The 22,658-nt window shown below is 41.6% G+C and carries 23 protein-coding genes; 20 read left to right on the top strand and 3 right to left on the bottom strand.

Annotated features, from left to right (window positions below; translation table 11 throughout):
- The first annotated feature begins 47 nt into the window (after positions 1-47).
- From CYP84_RS07685 to argS, 4 genes are read left to right on the top strand one after another with little or no spacing between them, the layout of a single operon-like run.
- Positions 48-1,601 carry a Highly acidic protein gene (locus CYP84_RS07685; RefSeq protein ID WP_103637164.1) on the top strand — a complete coding sequence of 518 codons (1,554 nt, stop codon included), beginning with the start codon at positions 48-50 and terminating at the stop codon, positions 1,599-1,601.
- Positions 1,602-2,213, top strand: a complete 612-nt coding sequence (gene gmk, locus CYP84_RS07690; RefSeq protein WP_103590464.1) for a guanylate kinase — start codon at positions 1,602-1,604, stop codon at positions 2,211-2,213. It begins immediately after the preceding gene.
- Positions 2,214-2,264: 51 nt separating this feature from the next.
- Positions 2,265-2,486: a twin-arginine translocase TatA/TatE family subunit gene (gene tatA / locus CYP84_RS07695; protein ID WP_021087958.1), complete on the top strand. Its 222-nt coding sequence runs from the start codon at positions 2,265-2,267 to the stop codon at positions 2,484-2,486.
- Between the two features lie 9 nt (positions 2,487-2,495).
- Positions 2,496-4,079 carry an arginine--tRNA ligase gene (gene argS / locus CYP84_RS07700; RefSeq protein WP_103637165.1) on the top strand — a complete coding sequence of 528 codons (1,584 nt, stop codon included), beginning with the start codon at positions 2,496-2,498 and terminating at the stop codon, positions 4,077-4,079.
- Between the two features lie 50 nt (positions 4,080-4,129).
- On the opposite strand, the gene CYP84_RS07705 is transcribed toward argS, so the two are convergent.
- Positions 4,130-5,059 carry a sugar transferase gene (locus tag CYP84_RS07705; RefSeq protein ID WP_103637166.1) on the bottom strand — a complete coding sequence of 310 codons (930 nt, stop codon included), beginning with the start codon at positions 5,057-5,059 and terminating at the stop codon, positions 4,130-4,132.
- A gap of 103 nt (positions 5,060-5,162) precedes the next feature.
- Here CYP84_RS07705 and CYP84_RS07710 point away from each other — a divergent pair, with 103 nt between their 5' ends.
- A complete protein-coding gene (locus CYP84_RS07710; RefSeq protein ID WP_103637167.1) occupies positions 5,163-6,146 on the top strand; it encodes a YeiH family protein in 984 nt (327 codons plus the stop codon).
- Here CYP84_RS07710 and nadD read toward each other — a convergent pair.
- On the bottom strand, positions 6,130-7,011 hold the full coding sequence (gene nadD / locus CYP84_RS07715; RefSeq protein WP_103557731.1) for a nicotinate (nicotinamide) nucleotide adenylyltransferase: 882 nt from the start codon (positions 7,009-7,011) through the stop codon (positions 6,130-6,132). The genes CYP84_RS07710 and nadD overlap by 17 nt on opposite strands.
- Positions 7,012-7,090: 79 nt before the next feature.
- On the opposite strand from nadD, the gene gap reads away from it, so the two are divergent.
- The 5 genes from gap (at position 7,091) to CYP84_RS07740 (ending at position 11,727) form a co-directional block, all read left to right on the top strand.
- Positions 7,091-8,089 carry a type I glyceraldehyde-3-phosphate dehydrogenase gene (gene gap, locus CYP84_RS07720; protein WP_009294741.1) on the top strand — a complete coding sequence of 333 codons (999 nt, stop codon included), beginning with the start codon at positions 7,091-7,093 and terminating at the stop codon, positions 8,087-8,089.
- A 16-nt stretch (positions 8,090-8,105) separates the two neighbouring features.
- A complete protein-coding gene (locus CYP84_RS07725; protein WP_103637168.1) occupies positions 8,106-9,305 on the top strand; it encodes a phosphoglycerate kinase in 1,200 nt (399 codons plus the stop codon).
- Positions 9,306-9,308: 3 nt separating this feature from the next.
- Entirely contained in the window at positions 9,309-9,992 is a 684-nt protein-coding gene (locus CYP84_RS07730; protein WP_103637169.1) for a triose-phosphate isomerase, read from the top strand.
- 168 nt (positions 9,993-10,160) lie between these two features.
- A complete protein-coding gene (fabI, locus tag CYP84_RS07735) occupies positions 10,161-10,979 on the top strand; it encodes an enoyl-ACP reductase FabI (protein WP_021088025.1) in 819 nt (272 codons plus the stop codon).
- Between the two features lie 79 nt (positions 10,980-11,058).
- On the top strand, positions 11,059-11,727 hold the full coding sequence (locus CYP84_RS07740) for a DUF2625 family protein (protein WP_103637170.1): 669 nt from the start codon (positions 11,059-11,061) through the stop codon (positions 11,725-11,727).
- 596 nt (positions 11,728-12,323) lie between these two features.
- On the opposite strand, the gene CYP84_RS07745 is transcribed toward CYP84_RS07740, so the two are convergent.
- On the bottom strand, positions 12,324-13,430 hold the full coding sequence (locus CYP84_RS07745; protein ID WP_021088649.1) for an FtsW/RodA/SpoVE family cell cycle protein: 1,107 nt from the start codon (positions 13,428-13,430) through the stop codon (positions 12,324-12,326).
- Positions 13,431-13,482: 52 nt separating this feature from the next.
- Here CYP84_RS07745 and CYP84_RS07750 point away from each other — a divergent pair, with 52 nt between their 5' ends.
- The 10 genes from CYP84_RS07750 to CYP84_RS07795 all read left to right on the top strand — a co-directional run bounded on the left by CYP84_RS07750 (position 13,483) and on the right by CYP84_RS07795 (position 22,651).
- Positions 13,483-14,454: an RluA family pseudouridine synthase gene (locus tag CYP84_RS07750; protein WP_103637171.1), complete on the top strand. Its 972-nt coding sequence runs from the start codon at positions 13,483-13,485 to the stop codon at positions 14,452-14,454.
- Positions 14,387-15,061 carry a fibronectin type III domain-containing protein gene (locus tag CYP84_RS07755; RefSeq protein WP_180543904.1) on the top strand — a complete coding sequence of 225 codons (675 nt, stop codon included), beginning with the start codon at positions 14,387-14,389 and terminating at the stop codon, positions 15,059-15,061. The genes CYP84_RS07750 and CYP84_RS07755 overlap by 68 nt, the downstream gene beginning before the upstream one ends.
- Before the next feature lie 118 nt (positions 15,062-15,179).
- Positions 15,180-15,593, top strand: a complete 414-nt coding sequence (locus CYP84_RS07760) for a hypothetical protein (protein ID WP_087581575.1) — start codon at positions 15,180-15,182, stop codon at positions 15,591-15,593.
- A complete protein-coding gene (gene trmB / locus CYP84_RS07765) occupies positions 15,593-16,780 on the top strand; it encodes a tRNA (guanosine(46)-N7)-methyltransferase TrmB (RefSeq protein ID WP_103637172.1) in 1,188 nt (395 codons plus the stop codon). Before CYP84_RS07760 ends, trmB begins: the two co-directional genes overlap by 1 nt.
- The gene (locus tag CYP84_RS07770; RefSeq protein WP_004317228.1) at positions 16,764-17,435 is read left to right on the top strand and encodes a cell division ATP-binding protein FtsE; all 672 of its coding nucleotides are present in this window, start codon (positions 16,764-16,766) and stop codon (positions 17,433-17,435) included. The genes trmB and CYP84_RS07770 overlap by 17 nt, the downstream gene beginning before the upstream one ends.
- Positions 17,422-18,237, top strand: coding sequence for a cell division protein FtsX (locus tag CYP84_RS07775; protein WP_004317184.1), 816 nt, complete (start codon positions 17,422-17,424; stop codon positions 18,235-18,237). The genes CYP84_RS07770 and CYP84_RS07775 overlap by 14 nt, the downstream gene beginning before the upstream one ends.
- Positions 18,234-19,451 carry a murein hydrolase activator EnvC family protein gene (locus CYP84_RS07780; RefSeq protein WP_009294285.1) on the top strand — a complete coding sequence of 406 codons (1,218 nt, stop codon included), beginning with the start codon at positions 18,234-18,236 and terminating at the stop codon, positions 19,449-19,451. The genes CYP84_RS07775 and CYP84_RS07780 overlap by 4 nt, the downstream gene beginning before the upstream one ends.
- Before the next feature lie 73 nt (positions 19,452-19,524).
- Positions 19,525-20,241 carry a UMP kinase gene (pyrH, locus tag CYP84_RS07785; protein WP_103586870.1) on the top strand — a complete coding sequence of 239 codons (717 nt, stop codon included), beginning with the start codon at positions 19,525-19,527 and terminating at the stop codon, positions 20,239-20,241.
- A gap of 18 nt (positions 20,242-20,259) precedes the next feature.
- Positions 20,260-20,475: a DNA-directed RNA polymerase subunit omega gene (locus CYP84_RS07790; RefSeq protein ID WP_004317259.1), complete on the top strand. Its 216-nt coding sequence runs from the start codon at positions 20,260-20,262 to the stop codon at positions 20,473-20,475.
- Positions 20,462-22,651: a RelA/SpoT family protein gene (locus CYP84_RS07795; protein ID WP_021084183.1), complete on the top strand. Its 2,190-nt coding sequence runs from the start codon at positions 20,462-20,464 to the stop codon at positions 22,649-22,651. Before CYP84_RS07790 ends, CYP84_RS07795 begins: the two co-directional genes overlap by 14 nt.
- Positions 22,652-22,658: the final 7 nt, after the last annotated feature.

Consider the following 22,658-nt stretch of genomic DNA (forward strand, 5'->3'; position numbering starts at 1 on the left):
AATGAAATTTATCATAGAATAGGCTTTTACTATTACAAGGAGGGATGATGAAAGTTGCTCTAATAAATAAAAATCCAGCAGTTTCACGTCTGATAACTTTAAGTCTGAATAAAATCGGCACCGAATATAGCGAATTTGAGGATCTAAATGGATTTGACGATGCTCAGTTTGACTTTATCATAATCGACAGTGACGTGGATAGTAGCGAGCTAGCTACAGATAAAAAGGTAATGTATCTAGCAAGTCGTGGCGAGAGCAAACCAGAATTTGCTACTTTGATGCTTGAAAAACCATTTTTACCGACTGAATTTATAAGTGTTTTTGAGCAAAATATCCCAAAAGATGAGCCAGTTGCCCAGCAGAGCGAGAGTGAGCAGGACGAAAGCGACTTTGGCGACTTTAGCGACGAGGCTATAAATTTTGACGAGATGTCTGGGTTTAAACTGCCTGATATCGATACAAATTTAGAAAATTTTGCAGATCTTGACAAAGAGCTTTTAGAAAGTGGCATAGATAGCCCAAGCGAGGAGATTAACGAGAGTGACTTGCAAGAGGAAAATGAAACTAGCGATGTGGAGTCTTTAGAAGAGCTTGAAGACCTACAAGAGCTTGCTAGTGAAGATCTTGCTGATGAGAGCGTGGATGAAGAGACTAGCGAAGCGATAAGTGATGCGTATGAGAGCGAAGAGGGTAAAGATGGTGATCTAGCAGAGCTTAGTGCGCTTGTCGATGAGATAGAAAATATGCCAGAAGAGTCTGAAGCAGATGAAGAGCTAAATAAAAATTTAGATGATATTATTAGCCAAAATGACGTTGCAGGCTTGGTTGATGAAGAGAACGCTGGTAGCGAGCTTGACGAGATAGATCAGAGTAAATTTGAGCTTAGTGAGATTGATTCACTTGATAAAGAGCTAAATAGTGAAGAGTCTAATGAGGAAAATAAAAATTTAGACGATACTGAGCTAGATGTTCAAAATTTAGAGCAAGGAGAGCCAAATATAGACGAACTAGCCAAATTTGATGATGAAGATAGCCTTGAAAATGAGGCAAATTTAGAAGATGAGCCTAAAGATGATGAGAATTTAGATGAGATCTCTGAGGCTGATGAAGAGCAAATTCAAGTAGATGATGAAAAAGCAGAAGAAGATATAGAAGAAGCTTTGGATGAAATTTCAAGCGAGGAGCTAGAAAATTTAGATCCTAGCAAGAGTGAAAATGCTTCTAATGAGATGTCAGTAGAAGAGCTAGAAGATGTGAGCGAGCCAGAAGCAAAAGAAGATCTAGGTCTTGCGGATGAAACTTTCGAAGAAGAAAATGCTCAAGAAGAAAACGCACAAGAGGAGAGCAAAGACGCAGCACCAAGCGAGTTAAACTTTGACGCGGCATCGATAGATGATATAGATGAAAACACGATGTTAGCGGCTTTTGGGCTAAAAGATATGCCTAAAACAAGCTCAAAAAATGATGCAAAAGAAGACTACAAAGAAGAGCTAACTAAAAAGATCACAAAACACGTCCATGAGTCGCTAAATGAAAGCTCACTAAGAGATGTGCTAAAAGATATGAACATCAAGATAAATATAAGTTTCGAGGAAAAGTAGTTGCAAGGACAAATTTTAGTAGTTTCGGGACCTAGCGGAAGCGGTAAAAGCACGCTTTTAGGCCGTCTTTTAAAGGAGGAGAAAGACCTATATTTTTCTATTTCAAGCACAACAAGAGCCAAAAGAGAAGGCGAAGTTGATGGGGTGGATTATTATTTTATAAAAGAAGATGAATTTAAAAGCGGCATAGAAAAAGGCGAGTTTTTAGAGTGGGCGCAGGTGCATAAAAACTACTATGGTACGAGCTTAAAGCCAGTTTTAGCAGCGCTTGAAGCTGGTAAGATAGTGATATTTGACATCGATGTGCAGGGCTTTCACATCGCACTTGAGAAATTTAAAAGCTACATCACTTCAGTTTTTATCACAACTGCGAATAAAAAAGAGCTAAAAAGGCGCTTGAAAAACCGCGGAACAGATAGCGACGAGACGATAGAAAACCGCTTAATGAACGCAGTTGGTGAGATGGAGCATATTTTAGAGTATGATTATTTTTTAGTAAATGATGATATAGAAAAGAGCTATAAAGGGCTAAAATCAATCCTTCGAGCGATGAGGTTAAAAAGTACTAAGATAAACTTAAGAAATGTCATCGATGAGTGGATAGATTGTTAGAAATTCAGGAATTTATGATAATATTTTGAGAAAATTTGATAAGGAGAAAAGATGGGTTCTTTTAGTATTGGCCACTGGTTGATCGTTTTAGCGATCATTGTATTACTTTTTGGAGCAAAGAAGATCCCAGAGCTTGCAAAAGGACTAGGTAAGGGCATAAAGACTTTTAAAGCTGAGATGGAGGACACAACCCCTGAAAAGAGCGAAAAAGTCGAGCATAAAGAAGAGAGTGCAGCTAGTCAAAAGATAGAAGAAACAACTAAAAACGCGTAGGTTTTAGAGTTGAAAGATAAAGTAAAAGCTGAAATTTCAAAGGTTTTAGAGCGTGAATTTGTGCTTGAAAAGCCAAAGGATAAAAATTTAGCCCACTATGCGACGCCGCTTTTTAGTCTCGCAAAAGAGCTAAGAAAGTCTCCAGCTATGATAGCTAGTGAGTTTGCTGATAAATTTAGTGATAGCAAGATAGTTGAAGCTAGCGCGGTAAATGGCTACTTAAATTTCAAGCTTAAGAGTGAATTTTTAGATGAAATTTCAAAGCAAATTTTGCTAGATAGTGAAAATTTTGCAAAAGAAGATGCGAAAAAAGACAGCTATTTAATAGAATACATCAGCGCAAATCCGACTGGGCCGCTTCACATCGGACACGTTAGAGGCGCAGTTTATGGCGATACTTTGGCTAGGCTTGGCAAAAGGCTTGGCTACGATATCTCAACAGAATACTACATAAACGATGCGGGCAATCAAATAGATCTGCTTGGCACATCGATATCACTTGCGGCTAAAGAGCAGCTTTTTAACGAAAGTGTCGTCTATCCAGAGAAATATTACCGCGGGGATTATATTTTAGATATCGCTAAGCTTGCAAATGAGAAATTTGGCAAGGAAATTTTTTATGACGAGAGCAGAAACCTTGAGCTTGCCGAGTTTGGCAAGGATATCGTGCTTGAGATCATCAAAAAAGACTTAGCTGATGTTGGCATTTTTATAGAGAGCTGGGCTAGCGAAAAAGCCCTTTATGACCGCCTGGAGCCAACTATAGAAAAGCTAAAACGCTCAAATCAAATGTATGAAAAAGAGGGCGCTATATATATCGCTTCTACCACACTTGGCGACGATAACGATAGGGTTGTGGTTAGAAATGACGGTAGACCGACGTATTTAGCTGGAGACATCATCTATCATAACGCTAAATTTGAGAAAAATTTTGACCACTATATAAACATTTGGGGTGCAGACCACCACGGATATATCGCAAGGCTAAAGGCTGCGATAAATTTCCTTGGGTACGACGAAAATAGGCTTGAAGTGATACTTATGCAGATGGTTAGCCTGCTAAAAGAGGGTAAGCCATACAAAATGAGCAAGCGCGCTGGCAATGCGGTGCTGATGAGCGATATCGCAAGCGAGATCGGTGCTGAGGCACTTAGATTTATCTTTATAAGTAAAGCAAATACGAGTAGTTTGGAATTTGACGTGGATGAGCTTAAAAAAGAGGATAGCTCAAACCCTATTTTTTATATAAATTACGCTCACGCTAGGATAAATCAGATCTTTGCAAAAGCTGGAAAAAGCGTCAGTGACGTGATAAATGCAGACTTTGAATGCCTAGATGAAAATGCCAAAAATTTACTTTTTGAAGCGCTTGTCTTGCCTGAAATTTTAGAAGATGCTTTTGCTTCAAGGCAGCTTCAAAAAATACCAGACTATCTAAAGTCGCTGGCTGCTAGCTTTCATAAATTTTATAATGAAAACCGCGTGGTTGGAAATGAAAATGAAGATAGCTTGCTAAAAGTCTTTGCAGTCGTTGCTATCTCGATAAAAACAGCATTTAATATAATGGGAATCACAGCTAAAGATAGGATGTAGACTTTGTAGCTGCCAAACAAATTTAGTCAAAAAGGGATATGCGGGTTTGACTAAATGCCCCTTTTTTCAAATATAATCGCAATAGTTTTTGCTATGATCTTTATCTCCAGCCAAAGTGACCAGTGCTTTATGTAGTAAAGATCATACATTAGCTTTTGTTTGGCGTCGTGTGTGTTTGCGCCGTAAGGGTAATTTACCTGCGCCCAGCCAGTGATGCCTGGGCGGACGATGTGGCGTTCATTGTAGTAAGGGATCTTTTTTTCGTAGTCATGAACTAATATATCCCATTCTGTACGTGGTCCAATTAGGTGCATATCGCCGCGAAATACATTGATGCATTGAGGTATTTCATCCATTCTAGTCTTGCGCATAAATTCGCCAAATTTAAATACTCTTGTGTCGTTTTTTTGCGTGTATGGGTTGTGTTCTGAGTTTTCATGCATCGTTCTAAATTTATAGCACTTAAATATTTTAGTATCTAGCCCAACCCTGTTTTGCAAGAAGTAAAGGCTACCAGGGGACTGCTCGTCTATCTTTTTCTTTACGTAAAATTTAAGCACAAAAAGCATCACAAGAAGCAGTGAGCAGCTTACATAGTCGATCACGCGTTTTAAGGCGTATTCAAGGGCATTGTAAGGCTTGATATCGTTTAAAAAGTTTAAATTTTCGCCATTTTCTGGGATGTAGCACTTTTGCAAGTAAATTTCTAAAAAGCTCTCCACATTTAGAAATTTGATATTTTTATACTTCGTCTTAAACTGCAAAAGCGTGAGAAATCTCACCAGTTTGCTATCAACGGGCTTTTGGGTATTTAGCACTATTAGCCTCTGATTGCCTGATTTTATGAGATTTTCTAGCGCACTTCGCAAAGCCTTTGCGTCGCTATTTTCAGGGGATAAAAAATTCACTTGGCCAAATTTCTTCCTAAGCTTCTCTAGCTCGAGTTTGGTGAAAGTATATTTTTCGCCAAGGATGATCATAGGCCTATCCCTTTATCTTTATTTTAAATTTGCATTATAAAATTCGTCTAATTATACCCAAACGTGCTAATTGCATTTTTAAAAAAAGAGTTAAGGTTAAAATATGTCTCATAAATTTCTCGCTGTGCTTGTTTTGGCGCTGATCTGTGCCATCTCTTTTGCGCTCTCAAACACGGTCTTGGCTAAATTTCACACTAGCCCGCTCATCATCTCCATCATTTTAGGCGCCATTTTTGCAAATCTTTTTACAAAACAAACTCAAATTTTAAAAAGTAGTGGCGTCGTGGCGATCGCTGGGAAGCAAATTTTAAGGCTTGGCATCATACTTTTTGGATTTAACATAAGCCTTAACCAGATCGCAAGTGTTGGCACTCTAGGCGTGATATACTCAGCTTTTATGGTATTTGCGACCTTTGCTTTTGCGCTTTTTACCGCTAAGGCTTTGGGGGTTAGCAAGGATAGTGCCGTGCTCATTGGCTCAGGGGCAAGCATATGTGGCGCAGCTGCTGTTATGGCTACTCAAAATGAGATAAAAGCGGACGCAAACAAGCTTGCTATCGCCATTTGCACGGTGGTGCTATTTGGGACTATTGGCATGTTTATCTACCCATTTATCGCTAAATTTCTAGCTCTTACGCCGCAGCAAACTGGCTTTTTTATCGGTGGCTCGCTTCACGAAGTTGCCCACGTCGTCGCAGCCTCAGCAGCGTTTGACAGCGCAACAAGCAGCACCGCCCTCATCATAAAAATGCTTCGCGTCATCATGCTAGTACCATTTTTGTTTTTGTTAAATTTCTTAAATTTAAGCCAAAATAGTGGTGGCTCGAAGCTAAAGAGCATACCATGGTTTGCACTATTTTTCTTAGTGGCGATCTGCGTTAGGTCTTTGCCATTTTTCCCTGAAAATTTGGTCCAAATTTTAAAGTTAGCAGCTAGCATCTGCCTTTGCGTGGCGATGTGTGCTTTGGGTTTTGGGATAGATAGGAGTATATTTAAAGCGACGGGCAAAAAGCCATTTTTGCTAGCATTTTTTATATTTTTATGGCTTATTTGCTCATCGCTCGTCTTTGTTAAGACTCTTTGCTAGTTTTTAGCTTTTGCAAAAACTCTTCGATGTTGTATTTTGCCCTGTAGGCTGGGCTTAAAAGATGTATCAAAATGTCGCCAAGGTCCATCACGATCCAATCAGGCGAGCTCTCAGTGCCTATAAATTTCTCCCCAAGAGGCTTAAGCTCCTCTTTTAGATCCTCAGCCAGCGAGTAAGCGTGCCTCTCGCCAAGCGTAGTAGCGATAACTACGGCCTTTACGAAATAATCATCCCCGCTCATATCAAACACTTGTATCTCTTCAGCCTTTTTTGCGTCTAAAACCTTAACTATACTTTCGGTGCGCTCTTGCATCGATCTTTCCTGCATCTTTAATCCTTGGTAAAAATTTATAATCTCATCTTTTATCTCGCTAGGTAGCTCATCAAGCCCCTTTTGGTGCCTGATCTGCGACGAGCTAACATCCACATGCACGTCCATTTTTTGTAAATTTTGTGGAATTTCTATGTGATTGCGCTTGGCGATCACAAACTGCACTAAATTTTTTAGCTCCTCGTAGCCGTGCCACTTATCAAGCGTGGCTAGGTGGTCCGCGCCTATTATGAGATAAAATTTCTCTATTTTGAATTTCTCATACAAATACTTAACCGTCTCTATGGTAGGCACCGGGCGAGCTAAATTTATCTCATAGTCTGAGATCTCGACCTTCTCTAGGCCGCCCCAAATTTCTCTTATCCACTTTAGGCGAAGCTCTGGTGGAGCTGAAAATTCGCTCTTAAAGGGACTTATAAAAGTTGGCATGATGATGAGCTTGTCGATATCAAGGCCGCTTAGTGCCATTTTCACAATGCTATCGTGTCCTAAATGAACCGGATCAAAGCTCCCGCCAAAAAGTGCTAACTTCATCTATTAAAGTGCCTTGTTTATATTTGTTTTAAAATTCTTTTTTGTAGAATTAGGCGTAATTATATCAAAAGGAGCTAAGATGTCAGTTAAAGTAGCAATAAACGGCTTTGGGCGTATCGGTAGGTGTGCTGCTCGTATTATTTTAGAGCGTGATGATGTTGAGCTTGTCGCTATTAACGACACCGCAACAAGGGATATGACGAGGTATTTGCTCAAATACGACAGTGTTCATGGCGAATTTAAGCAAGACGTTAAGGTGATAAGCGACGATTTTATAGAAGTAAATGGCAAAAAGATAAGAGTTTTTTCTACAAGAGATCTAAACGAGCTTAGCTACGCAGACTACGGCGTAGACGTGGTTTTAGAGTGCACTGGTAAGTTTTTAACCACTGAAAAATGTGAGCCATATCTTGCTCGCGGCGTCAAAAAAGTCGTCATGAGCGCTCCAGCAAAAGACGACACGGCGACATTTGTAGTTGGCGTAAATGACGATAAATACGCAGGCGAGGCGATCGTCTCAAACGCAAGCTGCACCACAAACGGACTAGCTCCAGTAGCAAAGGTGCTAAACGATAAATTTGGCATCGTAAAGGGGCTAATGACTACGATCCACGCATATACAAATGGTCAGAGCCTAGTTGATGTAAAGGCAAAAGATTTTCGCCGCTCACGCGCTGCAGCGCTAAATATCGGACCTACGACCACCGGAGCTGCAAAAGCGATCGCTAAAGTGCTTCCGGAGCTAAGCGGCAAGCTACACGGCCAAGCAGTGCGCGTGCCAGTGGCAAACGTTTCAATGGTCGATCTAACGGCGGTTTTAAAAAGACCAGCTAGCAAAGAGGAGATAAACGAGGCGTTTAGAGCGGCTGCGGAGTCAAATTTAAAGGGAATTTTATTTGTTGATGATGACTACAGAGTTAGCAGCGACTTTTGCACAAGCACCTTTAGCAGCATCGTAGCGAGCGACACTACGCAGGTTATCGCTGATGATATGGTGAAGGTCTTTGCGTGGTACGACAACGAGTGGGGCTACTCAACAAGGCTTGTCGATCTTGCTAAGATCGTGGCTACAAAGTAAATTTAAAGGGTGAAAAATGAGTGATATTTTATCGATCAACGACCTTGAGCTTAATGGTGCAAAAGTCTTTATAAGGTGCGATTTTAACGTGCCTATGGATGAGTTTTTAAACATCACTGATGACCGTAGGATCCGCTCAGCGATACCAACTATCCGCTACTGCCTAGATAACGGCTGCAGCGTGGTTTTGGCTAGTCACTTGGGTCGTCCAAAAAACGGCTATGAAGAGAAATTTTCACTTCGCGGCGTAGCAAAAAGGCTATCAAGACTGCTTGATAGAGAGGTGATATTTGCTGAAGATGTGATCGGAAATGACGCTAAGACAAAGGCTGAGGCTCTAAAAGCTGGTGAAATTTTGATGATAGAAAATTTGCGCTTTGAAAAGGGCGAGACAAAAAATGATGAAAATTTAGCAAAAGAGCTTTCAGAATTTGGCGAATTTTACATAAACGACGCATTTGGCGTTTGCCACAGGGCTCACGCATCGGTTGAGGCGATCACTAAATTTTATGATGAAAAGCACAAAGCAGCGGGATTTTTACTACAAAAAGAGATAAATTTCGCTCAAAATTTGATAAAACATCCATCACGTCCATTTGTCGCAGTCGTGGGTGGCTCAAAGGTAAGTGGCAAGCTTCAAGCATTGCATAACCTTCTGCCACGCGTAGATAAGCTCATAATTGGCGGCGGTATGGCATTTACATTTTTAAAATCACTTGGCGAAAACATTGGAAATTCGCTCCTTGAAGAAGAGCTCATCGAAGATGCAAGGCAAATTTTACAAAAAGGCAAAGAGCTAGGAGTGAAAATTTACCTACCAGTAGATGTCGTCGCTGCTCAGACATTTTCAGCTGAAAGTGCCGTAAAATACGTCCCTGCCCAAGAGATCCCAAATGGCTGGATGGGGCTTGACATCGGGCCAGCGTCGATTAGGCTATTTAAAGAGGTTATCGCCGATGCGCAAACCATCTGGTGGAACGGACCTATGGGCGTTTTTGAGATGGATAAATTTAGCAAAGGTAGCATCAAAATGAGCCACGCTATCATCGACACTCACGCAACTACTGTTGTTGGCGGTGGCGATACGGCTGACGTGGTCGAGCGCGCAGGCGACGCCGATGAGATGACATTTATCTCAACTGGCGGCGGTGCTAGCTTGGAGCTCATTGAAGGCAAAGAGCTACCTGGCATAAAGCCGCTTAGAAAAGAGGAGTAGGTCTTGAAATTTCTAGCGAATTTAAAGTGCAACCACACAAGAGAGAGCTTTAGAGAGTACGCGAAAATTTTAGACGAAAATTTAAGCGCAAACGACGACGTGAGTGTCTTTGCCCCAGCTAGTGCCTTTGATGAGAAAAGGCATATTTTTAGGCTTGGAGCGCAGAATTTTTACCCGTGCGAGAGTGGGGCATTTACAGGCGAGATCGGCAAGGCTATGCTTGATGAATTTGATATCAAAGACGTGCTGATCGGTCACTCTGAGAGGCGTGAAATTTTAAAAGAGAGCGAGGATTTTTTGCGAGCAAAATTTGACTTTGCTGCAAAAAATGGCTGGAACGTCATCTACTGTATCGGCGAAAATTTAAGCACAAATGAAAGCGGAGCGACCAAAGAATTTCTAAGCCGCCAGCTTGAAAATATAGACCTAGATTATAAAAATTTAGTCATCGCCTATGAGCCGATCTGGGCGATAGGAACTGGCAGGAGCGCCAGCATAGAGCAGATAGATGAGGTGCTAAGTTTTTTAAAGACAAAGGCAAATGTGCCGCTACTTTACGGCGGAAGCGTCAATGCAGCAAATATCGCTGATATCGCAGGTATCAAAAGCTGCGATGGGGTTTTGGTAGGCACAGCCAGCTGGGATGCGAATAATTTTCTAGGGCTTATTGGCGCGGCATCTCGCTGATAAATTTAAACGATCTTGCAAATTTCACCCTGCGACAGGCTATTTGCCTAGTCTTGGGATGAAATTTACTGCGAAACATTTAAATTTACCTAGCGATATATCCGCTTGTTGGTTTGTGTTTAAAATTTAAATATCGCTTAAAAGTCAAACAAAATAAAAGGAGAAATGATGATACTAAAAGGTAAAAAAGGTCTAATCGTAGGCGTTGCCAACGCTAAGTCAATAGCTTACGGCATCGCAAAAGCTTGTCACGACCAAGGTGCGCAGATGGCATTTACATACCTAAACGACGCTCTTAAAAAGCGCGTAGAGCCGATCGCTGAGGAGTTTGGTAGCAAATTTGTCTATGAGCTTGATGTAAATAACCAAGCACATTTAGATGGGCTTGCTAGCCAAATCAAAAAAGACCTTGGCGAGATCGATTTTGTCGTGCACGCTGTGGCGTATGCGCCAAAAGAGGCGCTTGAGGGCGAGTTTGTAAATACCACAAAAGAGGCATTTGACATAGCGATGGGCACTAGCGTTTATTCGCTACTAAGCCTTACTCGCGCGGTCCTACCGGTGCTAAAAGAGGGCGGCTCGGTGCTAACTCTTACATACCTTGGCGGACCAAAATTTGTGCCACACTACAACGTCATGGGCGTTGCCAAAGCAGCACTTGAAAGCTCAGTTCGCTACCTAGCACACGACCTTGGCGCTAAAAACATCCGCGTAAATGCGATCAGCGCAGGCCCAATTAAAACGCTTGCTGCAAGCGGAATAGGCGATTTTAGAATGATCTTGCGCTACAATGAAGTAAATAGCCCGCTAAAACGCAACGTCACCACTGAAGATGTCGGCAACAGCGCTATGTACCTGCTTAGCGACCTAGCTAGCGGCGTAACAGGCGAGGTTCATTACGTAGACTGCGGCTACAACATCATGGGCATGGGCGACGTGGCTACCGATGCCGAGGGCAACACTATCCTAGCTTGGGACGCAAAATAACATACTGATATAAATTTGGCGGGGCGACTCGCCAAATTCTTCTTTTAAATTTCACCAAATTTGATAAAAAGGACAGAAAATGAGAGCTTTAGATGAGCTTATAGACACAAATGAGCCAGGCTGGGCGCTGATCGAAGAGTGGCTAAAAGAGGCTAAAAACGACTTTGAAATTTTGCCTCGTGATGAGAGCATGGCGCAAAGTGAGCTTTTAGGGCTTCAAGTCACCACTCGCTCGCCGATGGGAGCGCTTGTTTATGGATGCGGCGGCATAGTGATAGATGACGGTTGGTTGCGCCTGCTTGGCTCAGGATGCGAGCAGATGAAGCGGGGAATTTACAGCTTTAACCTTGGCAAAAGCTTTAGCGAAGCAGGACAGATGCCTGGCTATTTGCTCGTGGCAGACGATGTTTTGGGCGGATTTTTCTCGGTAAATGGCGGCGCCTTTGGTGGTAAAGCTGGCAACGTCTTTTACTACGCACCAGACAGCGGCAAATGGGAAGATACACAGCTTGGCTACTCGCAGTTTTTATACTGGGTGCTAAGTGGTGATATATCTAAATTTTACGAGCTTTACCGCTGGGATGGCTGGCGCGATGATGTGAGAAATTTTAGCCTTGATAAGGTGATGTTTGCGCTACCACCACTTCTTTGGCAAGACGCCGACGTAAGGGCAAGGCTAAAAGATATGAAAAAAGATGGCGTTAATATCGATGAGTATTTTGCTTCTTTATTTAAGGGGGAGAAATAGGATTGATTTTGTAAATTTCGGCTTTTGCAAATTTTAAAATTTGTTATAAAATTTTTTAGAACTAAATGTATGCAGTGCTTTAGCACTGACGCATGCCACCTCTAACGTTGTCGGTGGCTTTACTTCGACTTTGTCTCGTAGCTGCGGGCAGACAGGGGATTGTTAAGGGGGAAGGGAGCTCTTTTGCTTCGCAAGCTCGCAACTGCAAGCAGACTGTAATTCAAGTCCCCCTTGTCTCCCTTTTTTGAATAAAAAGAAATTTACAAATTTAGTCAAGCTGTCTTTGCAAATTTTAAAATTCCACTCACTCGCAAGAATTGACTACTAAAATTTGGCTTCGCTTACAGCTTAACTCAAATTTTAGAGCCGAAATTACTCGTTCATGAAATTTTAAAATTTGTTTGATATTTGCAATATCAGATGAAGCAATTTTACAAATTTTAAAATCTTACTCACTTGCCTTAGCAGACTACTAAATTTAGGTCTCGCAAAGCTCACCACTAAATTTAGAGCCGTGATATGCCAGCTCTAATTTTAAAATTCGTTTGAATATTTTTGTAAAAAAATTAAATATTTTTAGTTCGTGGTCGCAAATTTTAAAATTTAAATTTCACCGAGCGGTAGGTCTGATCAAACCTAAATGTTAGCAGATTTTGCAGTATCCCAAAAAGTACCATAAAGGTGACAAAGCTGCTTCCACCGTAGCTAAAAAACGGCAGTGGCACGCCCACAACCGGCGCAAAGCCGATCGTCATCGAGACATTTACCCCCACGTAGACAAAGATGAGTGCGGCTATGCCAGTGGCGGTCACCTGCGTGAAATAATCATTCTTAAGCCCGTAGTTTAGGCTAAGTAAGTGCGTTATAAGCGCTCCATAAAGCCCTAGCAAAAGCAGAGCTCCGTAAAAGCCAAAACGCTCGATATTATAGGCAAAGATGAAGTCGCTTGTGGCGATTGGCAAAAATTTAAAGTGCGTTTGCGTCGCCTCGTCCTTTGGCTTGCCCTTTAGTCCGCCACTACCTATGGCGATGATACTTTGCTTGACGTGGTAGCTTGGCTCTTCTGCGATGAAGTCGTGGATCCTCTTTTTTTGATAATCATGCAAATTTTCATATAAAACCGGCGCCGAAAATCCTATGGCAAGGATGATGCAGATCCAAATTTTCTTATTTACACCGATGACAAAAAGGATGGTGTAGCCAACTATCAAAAGTATGAGCGCGGTGCCAAGATCAGGCTCTTTCATGATGAGCGCAAATGGCAAAAGTATGTAAAAACTAAGCCTTAAAAAGTCTTTTAGTCCGTATCCATCTACCTCTGGCGGGCGCTGCTTAACTAGATAGGCCAGCATCAGCAAAAAGGCTGGCTTCATGAGCTCTGAGGGCTGAAGCGTGAAGTGAACGAATGGGATCTCCAGCCAGCGCCTAGCTCCAAGCTTGCTAACGCCAAAGATATCAACGCTTAAAAGCAGCACGATGCAGACCCAGTAAAACATCGGGATGATCCAGTCGATGCGTCTAATAGGTAGTAAAAATGCGATGCAAAATGAGACAAATCCGATGCCAAAATACACAAGCTGTTTGTTTGCCAAAATGTCGTTTGCTTCGGAGACTAGGATGTATGAGATGGCTATGATTGGGATGATCAAAAACGGCTGAATAAAATCAAAATGTGTTAAAATACGCCGATCTAGTTTTATCAAGAAGCAAACCTTAATTTTTGGGCTAGATTATATCACAAACAAGGCTTTGATTTTGGTTAAATTTAATGTTTTAAATAGCTCAAGACTCGACGTTGCAGTAGCACATGAGCTTCAAATTTCACGTAATCAAGCTTTAAATTTGATAAAAGACTCCCTTGTAAGCGTAAATTTAAAACCAGTCTCAAAACCTAGCTTTTTACTGAGCGAAAACGATGAAATTTGCGTAAATTTTGCCCCAAAAAAAGAGGTGCAAAACGAGTACGAAGTAAATTTTGACATCCCGATCATCTACGAGGACGACGATCTCATAGTGCTAAACAAGCCCCCGCAAATCGTCGTTCACCAAGCCCCAAGCGTCAAAGAGGCGACACTTGTTGAGTGGCTAAACAAAAAGGGCTTTATGCTTTCAAATTTAAACGGCGACGTAAGAGCTGGCATCGTCCACCGCCTAGATAAGGGTACTAGCGGCGCTATCGTCGTTGCTAAAAACAACTTCGCTCACGCAAAACTAAGCGAGCAGCTAAGCGATAAGAGCATGGGACGAATTTATCTAGCGCTCACCGACCTACCGCTAAAAGAGGACGTCATCATCGACAAGCCAATCGGCAGAAATCCAAACAACCGCCTAAAAAAAGCGATCGTCGCGGACGCTAAATTTGCAAAAAGTGCCTTCGTAAATTTGCTAAGCGAAGGCGGAGTAAATTTGATAGCGGCAAAGCTTTTTACAGGCAGGACGCACCAGATAAGAGTGCATCTTGCTAGCATAAATCGCCACATTTTAGGCGATGATTTATACGGATTTAAGAGCCAAGGCGATAAAATAAGCAGGGTTATGCTTCACGCTTATATGCTCTATTTTATCCATCCGCGAACTGGCAAAAGGGTAGAATTTACCGCAAAAACGTATGATGACTTTAACCAAATAATTTACAAAAAAATTCCCAAGGAGATTTTTGATGAAAAAATTTGCCCTACGCATATTGACACCATTTTTAGTAGCTTTCTTAGCGGGATGCGGCTCTAGCGTACCGACTCAGCAAAGCACGTCACTACCAACTATTACAAGCTTAAAAACTATTTCAGACATGACAGAGGTTGGCTTCGAGTGGAACCCAGTGACCGATGAGAGCGTCGTTGGCTACTACCTTTACCGCTCAAATCCAAACGATGCAAACTCAAAAATGCAACTAGTTGCAAACATAAAAGACCGCTTTGCTACGCACTACGTGGATCGCGACCTAGCCCCAGAGACGACTTATTCATACCAAATGAGAACCTACTCAAGCAACGCCATCTCTCAACCAGGTGCAATCGCAACTGCGACAACTAAGCCACTACTTGACTCTGTGCCATTTGCGCAAGCTATCACAGGACTTCCAGGCCGCGTAAAAGTGATCTGGAGACCACATCCTGATAGCACAGTAGCAAGCTATATCATCCAAAGAAGCGATGCAGGAGCTAATAAATTTAGCCAGATCGCAGAGGTAAATGGCAGACTAAATGCCGAGTATATCGACACTGAGGTAAAACCTGGCAGGTCTTATGAGTATAGGATCTTAGTTAAAACTTCTTCTGGCGTCATCTCAAAACCAAGTCAAAACATAAGCGCCACAACAAAGGAGTTACCCTAAATCAGTAACGAATGTCCAAGCGACCAAAAATGCACCAAAAAAGATCATCTTAACGTGGGATTACGCGCCGGCTGAGGATTTTGCTTATTTTAAGGTTTATAGAACGACAAGTAAAATTTTGCCTTACACATATCTAGCAAAAACGACTAGCAACACCTACGAAGACCTCATAAACACAAATGCTGCGACAAGGTACTATAGAGTGACAGCGGTCGATAAAGACGGTCTTGAGAGCTTGAAGCAAGAAGAGCCGATCGTTGGTAGCACACTTGGCGCGCCAAAAACTCCAAGCATAAGCGCTAGCTACGATGGTAGCGGCGTAAATGTAAGCTGGAACGCAGTTGATAGAGCTAGCTCATACACAGTTTATCGAAGCGGTGCTAGCGAGAAAGTCTTTAGCGGTATAAGTGATACTGGGCTTAGAGATGACAGCGTCCAAAAAGGAGCTAGCTACTCTTACAGCGTCGTAGCAGTTGATGAGTACGGCATCGCCTCTGATAAGTCATCAAAAGCAGAAGTTAGCATAAAATAATGCCAAATTTCATCGCTTCGTCCTTAAAAGAGCTCTCGTTTCCATTTGGTAACGACAAGATCAAATTTCTTTGGCAAGCAAATGGCCGAAACGAGAGGCTCATCTATACAAAAAATGAAGAAGAGAGCTTTTTTCTAGTCGTAAAAGGCGGCAAAAACGGCGTTGTCGTAAAAGGAGAAAAGCTTACAAAGCCTGCTAAAGTAGGTCTTTTGCAAGAAGCACTTGAGCTTTTTAAAGTGCAAAGTTGTAACGGCATCATCAGCCAAGCATTTGCTGTAAAAAAGACAAATTTGACCAAAAAAGTGAGTGAAATTTTAAGTCTTGAGGAGTTTGCGCCAGCATTTTGCGAGCTAAAAGATAAATTTAAAGAGATTTTTATCGAGATCGGCTTTGGCTCTGGCAGACACTTGCTCTATCAGGCTAAAAACAACCCAAATGCCCTAGTTATCGGTATAGAGGTCTATAAGCCAAGCATTGAGCAAGTAGCAAAGCTAGCTAAGGCAAATGCCCTAGAAAACGTGCGTCTAATAAATACCGACGCAAGGCTTTTGCTCTCGCTAGTTGGATCAAATTTGGTTGATAGAGTATTTTTACACTTTCCAGTACCTTGGGACAAGGCTGAGCATAGACGCGTGGTCTCATCGGCGTTTGCGCTTGAGTGCGAGAGGATACTAAAGCTTGGCGGTAAATTTGAGCTAAGGACTGATAGCAAGGAGTATTGCGACTTTAGTTTGAGTAAATTTTTAGAGCCCGCAAACTCAAAGATAGAAGCTTTTAAAAATAGAAATTTAGAAGTAACAAGCAAGTATGAAGACCGCTGGAGACGCCAAGATAAGGACATTTACGATGTTATTTATACTTGTGAGGTTGAAAGTGGCGAGAGCGTTTTGGCTGGGGATTTTAGCTTTAAAGAAAAAACAAGCGTAAAAAATATCATTAAAAATTTCAAAAATTTCATCATAAAAAAAGAGGATTATTTTTTACATTTTGAAGAAATTTACACCATAAATGAGGGTGAAATTTTGCTAAAAGTCGCCTTTGGAGCGTTTAACAAACCAGAGCAGTGTTTCATCAAAATAAGCGATGAGAAAAGCGAATATTTTATAAAAAAACCGATCTTAATACGTGAAAATTTAGCAGCACACGAGCTTTTGAAGGAGTATTTGGCTGATGCAAGAGATAATTAGCGCAAGAAATTTAAGCCTAGCTTATGAGCGCAACGAGGTTGTGATCAATAGCGTAAATTTAGACATCTACGCAAATGACTTTGTCTTTATCACAGGCAAGAGTGGAAGCGGAAAGAGCACGCTTTTAAAGTCATTTTACGGAGAAATTTCGCCTCTAGCTGGCGAGCTAAATGTCTGCATGACGCAAATGGACGATATCGATGACAAAAGACTTTGCGAGCTTAGGCAGCGAGTTGGCATTATATTTCAAAACTACCGCTTGATAAATGAGTGGAATGTCGAAAAAAACGTCATGCTGCCACTCATCATCAAAGGCGTCAATCAAAATGTGAGCAAAAAGCAGGTGGCTAAACTTTTAAAACATGTAAATATGCTTCACAAAGCCGATAAATACCCTCGCGAGCTAAGTGGCGGCGAACAGCAAAGAGTTGCCATGGCAAGAGCACTCGCGCACAATCCAAATTTGCTCTTATGCGACGAGCCAACAGGAAATTTAGACGAATACTCAAGCGACGTCATCTGGTCACTTCTAAAATCAGCCAGAGAATTTCTAGGCACAAGCGTCGTCGTGGTGACGCATCACATCCCCTCAACGCTTCGCATCCCATACCGCCACTTCGTCATAGAAAATGGAGGCGTGCATGAGATCGCTTAAAAACCACCTTGGATTTATCCTGCCATTAATCGCGCTTTTATTTTCAGTGCAGTTTAGCCTTACAGCGGACAAGATCGTAAGAGAGTATGAGAGGCTTATGGGAAATGACTACAACATCGTGGTGGTCTCAAACAAAGAGCTAAGCGAGCCTGTGCTAAAGCCAGTGGTTAGCACGCTGGCAAGTGTCGAGCCACTAAGCCCACAAAAGATCATCGACCGCCTATCAAACGACATCTCGGCTAAAAATTTATCCATCCTTCAAAACGCTTTACCTAAATTTTACTCGCTAAGACTAAGCGAATTTCCATCGCCAGAGTATATGGAGGAGATAAAGCAAAAGCTTTTGAAATTTGATGGTATAAGCAAGGTTGAGACATTTTCAAAGACCCATGACAAGGTCTTTAAGATGCTAAATTTAGCCAAAAGCATATCTTATGCATTTATGGCGATACTTTGCGTCGTTGGGCTTATGCTTATGCTTAAACAGACTAAAATTTGGCTATTTGAGCACAGAGAGCGCATCGAGATCATGACGCTTTTTGGCGCGCCATTTTGGTTAAAATCAGCCATGCTCTATAAATCAGCCATGGTTGATAGCATAGTTGCGACCATTGTTGTTGGCGCGTTTTTCTTTTTCTTGCCTAGCATTGAAATTTTTAGAGAAAATGCCGCAAGCATCGATGTAGTCTTGCCTAGCCTTGATCTTTCAAGAGATATTTTTATCTTATTTGGCGTGGCTGTGGTTTTAAGCATTTTTGCCGTTAGTTTAGTGATGAGCAAGGCTAGAAAAAGCACGATATGAAAAAAGGAATTTTTACACTTTTGCTAGCATTTAGTCTAGCTTTTGCATCAAATACTAAAGAGAAGATAAAAGACTCCAAAAACTCGCTAAGATCGACGCAGGCGATGAGCGAGCAGCTTAGTAAAAAGCTTGATGACTTGGCTGGCGATATCGTAAATGGCGAGAAAAAACTTCGCGGCATAAGCGGCGATATCACAAATTTAAAAGGTCAAATTTCAGTTCTTGAGACAAATGCTTCAAAAGCGCTTCTTGAGCTTGATGATCTAACAAAGCAAAACAAAGAGCTAGAGCGCACCCAAAAAGAGCTAGAGCAAAATATGATAAGGATCATCGCAGAAGACCTTTCATTTGATCTCATGATGTCAGCAAGTGAGGGCAAACAAAGCGAAGAGAGCATCATCTCGTCGCAAATTTTAACCAAGCTAAATGCCATAGCTAAAGAGGACTTTAAAAGGCTTAGCCAGAACTACGAAGATACGATAGAAAAGATAAAAAATAAATCAAGCAAGATAAATGAGATAAACTCAAGCATAAAAAACTATAGACGCAAGCAAAATGATCTACAAAGCCTAGAGAGCACTCAGAAAAATACAATAAACGGGCTAAAACGTGATAAAGAAATTTACAGCAAAAAGCTAGCCAAGCTTCAAGCCCAACAAGACGAGCTAAGAAAGACGCTTGAGCAGCTTGCCATCATGCAAAAGCAAGAGGATGAAGCAGCTAGAGCTGCCAGAGAAAAGCAAGAAAGAGCAGCTAGCAAAGGTGGCAAAAAGGGCGAAAAGAGCCAGCCAATGGGCGGAGGCTATCAGACAAGCTCTGTTAAGAGATACTCAGGTGCAAGGACGATCGCTCCGCTTGATAGCTACTCTGTAAAGCAAAAATTTGGCAATTACGTCGATCCAATATATAACATCAAAATTTTCAACGAGTCAGTCATACTTCGCTCAAGCACGCCAGATGCGAAGGTTAAAAGCGTTTTAAACGGCAAGGTCGTCTTTGCAAAAGCAACTCCGATGCTTGAAAATGTCGTCATCATCGAAAACGAAAACGGCATCCACACGATCTACGCCCACCTAAGCCAGATCGCGCCAACTGTAAAAGTAGGCTCAGTCGTGCAAAAAGGCTATGTCATAGGCCGAGTTAGAAACGATCTAACCTTTGAGGTAACGCAAAGAAACTACCATATCGACCCGCTTGAAATGATCTCAAAATAGTCACTTTGTAAGCGTTATTAGCTAAATTTAAAGCCTTTTTGGCTAAAATGCGTGAATTTCAAGGAGCATGACAATGAGTAAGAGAAAACGCGTATTGGTCAAATTTTCAGGCGAGGCCTTGGCTGGAGAAAATGGTTTTGGTATAGACACAGCTGTGCTTAAATTTATAGCAAGCGAGATAAAAGAGCTCATCGACAATGGGATAGAAGTTGGCATCGTAATTGGCGGTGGCAACATAGTGCGCGGTGTGAGCGCTGCAAAAGATGGTATCATCAAGCGAACAAGTGGCGATCACATGGGCATGCTAGCAACTGTCATCAACTCGATCGCGATGCGTGAAGCTTTAGAGCGAAGCGGGCTTGAAGTAAGAGTGCAAAGCGCGATCAAGATGGAAGCGATCTGTGAGACATTTATCGTGGGACGTGCGCAGCGCCATTTAGAAAAGGGCAGAGTTGTTATCTTTGCAGCAGGCACGGGCAATCCATTCTTCACAACAGACACCGCAGCCACGCTAAGAGCTATCGAGATCGGCTCAGATATGATCATAAAAGCGACAAAAGTTGATGGCGTTTATGACAAAGATCCTAAAAAATTCAAAGATGCAAAACTTCTAAAATCACTAAACTACGAAAAGGCGATGAGCGATGATATCAAGGTTATGGACGACACTGCCATAGCTTTAGCAAAAGATAACGCACTGCCGATCTTAGTTTGTAATATGTTTAAGGCTGGAAATTTATTAAAAATAATAAATGAAGAAGAAGCAGCCCTATACTCAGTTGTAAAATAAATTTCAAAAAGGATAAAAATGAGAACAGAACAAATCACAGCAAGAGCGCTAAAACAAGTAGGAGATGATAGATATAAGCTTTCACTTATCGTTGCAAAGCGTGCAGAAGCGCTAGCAAATGGCGCCATAGCTTTAGTTGATGCTGATACTTCAAAGATGAAATTTGCCGACATCGCACTACTTGAAGTGGCTGAGGGCAAAATAGGCTTAGAGGCAATAGTTGAAGGAAAATAGTCTTTTTTTAGAGCAGTTGATAGAGCAAATTTTAGCTTGCAAAAACGTTTCAGAAGCGATAAAACTGCTCTTTTCTCTTTGTGAGAGAAGTGAAATTTTAGACAAAGCCGTAGATAGCTGCGTCACATCTCACGCTGGACAATACCGCAAAAGTGGCGAACCATACGCCATCCACCCCATCTTAGTAGCCTCTATCGTAGCAAATATGGGCGGCGATGAGAGCATGGTCATAGCTGCACTTCTTCATGACGTGGTCGAAGATACCGACGTAACGCTAGGTGAGCTTCAGGCTGAATTTGGCGATGAGGTTGCAAAGCTGGTTGAGGGGCTTACAAAGATAGTTGCCATTAGAGAAAATAAGCTCGCAAGCTCAGATAGCAATGAAAAACTTGCAAGCTCGGCGCTAACTTTTAGAAAGATGCTCTTAATCTCCATAGAAGATGTCAGAGTCCTTGTCGTAAAGCTTTGTGACAGACTTCACAACATGCTAACCCTTGAAGCGCTAAGGCCTGAAAAGCAAAAACGCATAGCCGAAGAGACACTTATGGTCTATGCTCCGATCGCTCATAGACTGGGAATTTCATCGATCAAAAACATACTTGAAGATTTAAGCTTTAAGTATGCGATGCCAGAAGAATACGCAAAGATCGATAGCTACCTAAACAAAAACAAGCAGCAACTTAGCCTAAAACTAAATGCTTTTCACGAAAAGGTAAGTCAAATTTTGCTTGAAAATGGCTTTATCGAGGGCACTTTTGAGATACAAAAACGTATAAAACACTACTACTCGATCTATCTAAAGATGCAAAGAAAGGGCATTTCTATCGAAGAGGTGCTTGACTTGCTTGCCATTAGGATCATCGTGCAAAAGCCGCTTGATTGCTACCTTGCACTTGGAAATTTGCATATAAATTTTAACCCCCTTATTTCAAGATTTAAAGACTATATCGCGCTTCCAAAGCAAAATGGCTATCAAACGATACACACAACCATTTTTGATAACAAAAGCATATTTGAGGCGCAAGTTCGCACTTATGATATGCACAAAACCGCTGAATACGGTGTCGCTGCTCACTGGAAATATAAAAATGGCGAGGGCAGCCTCTTAAATCCAAAGCTTGACTGGCTAAATGACATCAGCATGCAAAATAGCGAGAACGAGAGCAACGTTGAAGAGCTATATGAATACGCAAAAGATAGCCTTTATATCGAAGATATCGCAGTTTATTCTCCAAAGGGCGAGGTCTTTACTCTGCCACGTGGTGCTACGGCGCTTGATTATGCTTATGAGATTCACTCGGAGATCGGACTTTACGCAAAAGAAGCTTATATAAACCGCGTTAGGATGCCGCTTCTAACGGAGCTAAAAAATGGCGACATCGTTAGGATAGTAACTGGCGAAGAGGCTAAATTTCGCTGTTCGTGGATAAATAGCGTGCGAACAGGCAAGGCAAAGGCGACGATAAGGTCATTTTGTAAGCAAAAGATAAGAGATATAAACTACAAAATGGCGATAGATATCTTAAAATCAGTATTTAACGTCTCAAAAGATAGAATTTTAGAGTGGGTAGAGAGCGAAAATTTAGGCAAAAAGGTATTTCGCGCGGCAACTGATAGTGAGTATCTGCAAGAAGTGGCAAATATGCTTAAAAAATACATCAGAAAAGAGCGCCCTTTTATGATCTCTTTGGGCGACAAATACCAGATCAAAAAGCAGAAATTTGAAAACATAGTGATCTACTCAAATCACAAAATTTCAAATGTTGAGTTTGATTATTGTTGCAATCCAAAAAGGGGCGATAGCATAGTGGGCTTTAAAAATGGTCACACTGTGACAGTGCATCACAAGCTTTGTGAGCGCGCTGGCAAGCTAATGGATAAAGGCGATGAGATCATCTTTGTCAAATGGACGAGAAATGCCCCACATAGGTATAAAATTTTATTAAATTTAGAAAACAGAAAAGGTGCGTTGGCTGAATTTTTAACATATCTTGCTAGACTTGATATAAATTTAGCTACAATCTCGCTAAACGAAGCAAATGATCTTAGCGGAGATACGTTTGAAATAAGCGTCGAAATAGCAGAAAACATCGATGCAAACGAGATCAAAGAGAAGATCAAAGATAGATATAAGATTATTGATTTTGTTTCGCAAAGCGACCCATATCATAATTAGGAGAGAA

Source organism: Campylobacter concisus, assembly GCF_002912425.1.
Taxonomy (GTDB): domain Bacteria; phylum Campylobacterota; class Campylobacteria; order Campylobacterales; family Campylobacteraceae; genus Campylobacter_A; species Campylobacter_A concisus_AH.

Excerpts from the sequence above, each read along its gene's own strand:
- CYP84_RS07685 (WP_103637164.1), top strand. The coding sequence starts at position 48 with ATGAAAGTTGCTCTAATAAATAAAAATCCAGCAGTTTCACGTCTGATA.
- tatA (WP_021087958.1), top strand. The coding sequence starts at position 2,265 with ATGGGTTCTTTTAGTATTGGCCACTGGTTGATCGTTTTAGCGATCATT.
- CYP84_RS07705 (WP_103637166.1), bottom strand. The coding sequence starts at position 5,059 with ATGATCATCCTTGGCGAAAAATATACTTTCACCAAACTCGAGCTAGAG.
- CYP84_RS07710 (WP_103637167.1), top strand. The coding sequence starts at position 5,163 with ATGTCTCATAAATTTCTCGCTGTGCTTGTTTTGGCGCTGATCTGTGCC.
- nadD (WP_103557731.1), bottom strand. The coding sequence starts at position 7,011 with ATGAAGTTAGCACTTTTTGGCGGGAGCTTTGATCCGGTTCATTTAGGA.
- gap (WP_009294741.1), top strand. The coding sequence starts at position 7,091 with ATGTCAGTTAAAGTAGCAATAAACGGCTTTGGGCGTATCGGTAGGTGT.
- CYP84_RS07725 (WP_103637168.1), top strand. The coding sequence starts at position 8,106 with ATGAGTGATATTTTATCGATCAACGACCTTGAGCTTAATGGTGCAAAA.
- fabI (WP_021088025.1), top strand. The coding sequence starts at position 10,161 with ATGATACTAAAAGGTAAAAAAGGTCTAATCGTAGGCGTTGCCAACGCT.
- CYP84_RS07740 (WP_103637170.1), top strand. The coding sequence starts at position 11,059 with ATGAGAGCTTTAGATGAGCTTATAGACACAAATGAGCCAGGCTGGGCG.
- CYP84_RS07755 (WP_180543904.1), top strand. The coding sequence starts at position 14,387 with ATGAAAAAATTTGCCCTACGCATATTGACACCATTTTTAGTAGCTTTC.
- trmB (WP_103637172.1), top strand. The coding sequence starts at position 15,593 with ATGCCAAATTTCATCGCTTCGTCCTTAAAAGAGCTCTCGTTTCCATTT.
- CYP84_RS07770 (WP_004317228.1), top strand. The coding sequence starts at position 16,764 with ATGCAAGAGATAATTAGCGCAAGAAATTTAAGCCTAGCTTATGAGCGC.
- CYP84_RS07775 (WP_004317184.1), top strand. The coding sequence starts at position 17,422 with ATGAGATCGCTTAAAAACCACCTTGGATTTATCCTGCCATTAATCGCG.
- CYP84_RS07780 (WP_009294285.1), top strand. The coding sequence starts at position 18,234 with ATGAAAAAAGGAATTTTTACACTTTTGCTAGCATTTAGTCTAGCTTTT.
- pyrH (WP_103586870.1), top strand. The coding sequence starts at position 19,525 with ATGAGTAAGAGAAAACGCGTATTGGTCAAATTTTCAGGCGAGGCCTTG.
- CYP84_RS07790 (WP_004317259.1), top strand. The coding sequence starts at position 20,260 with ATGAGAACAGAACAAATCACAGCAAGAGCGCTAAAACAAGTAGGAGAT.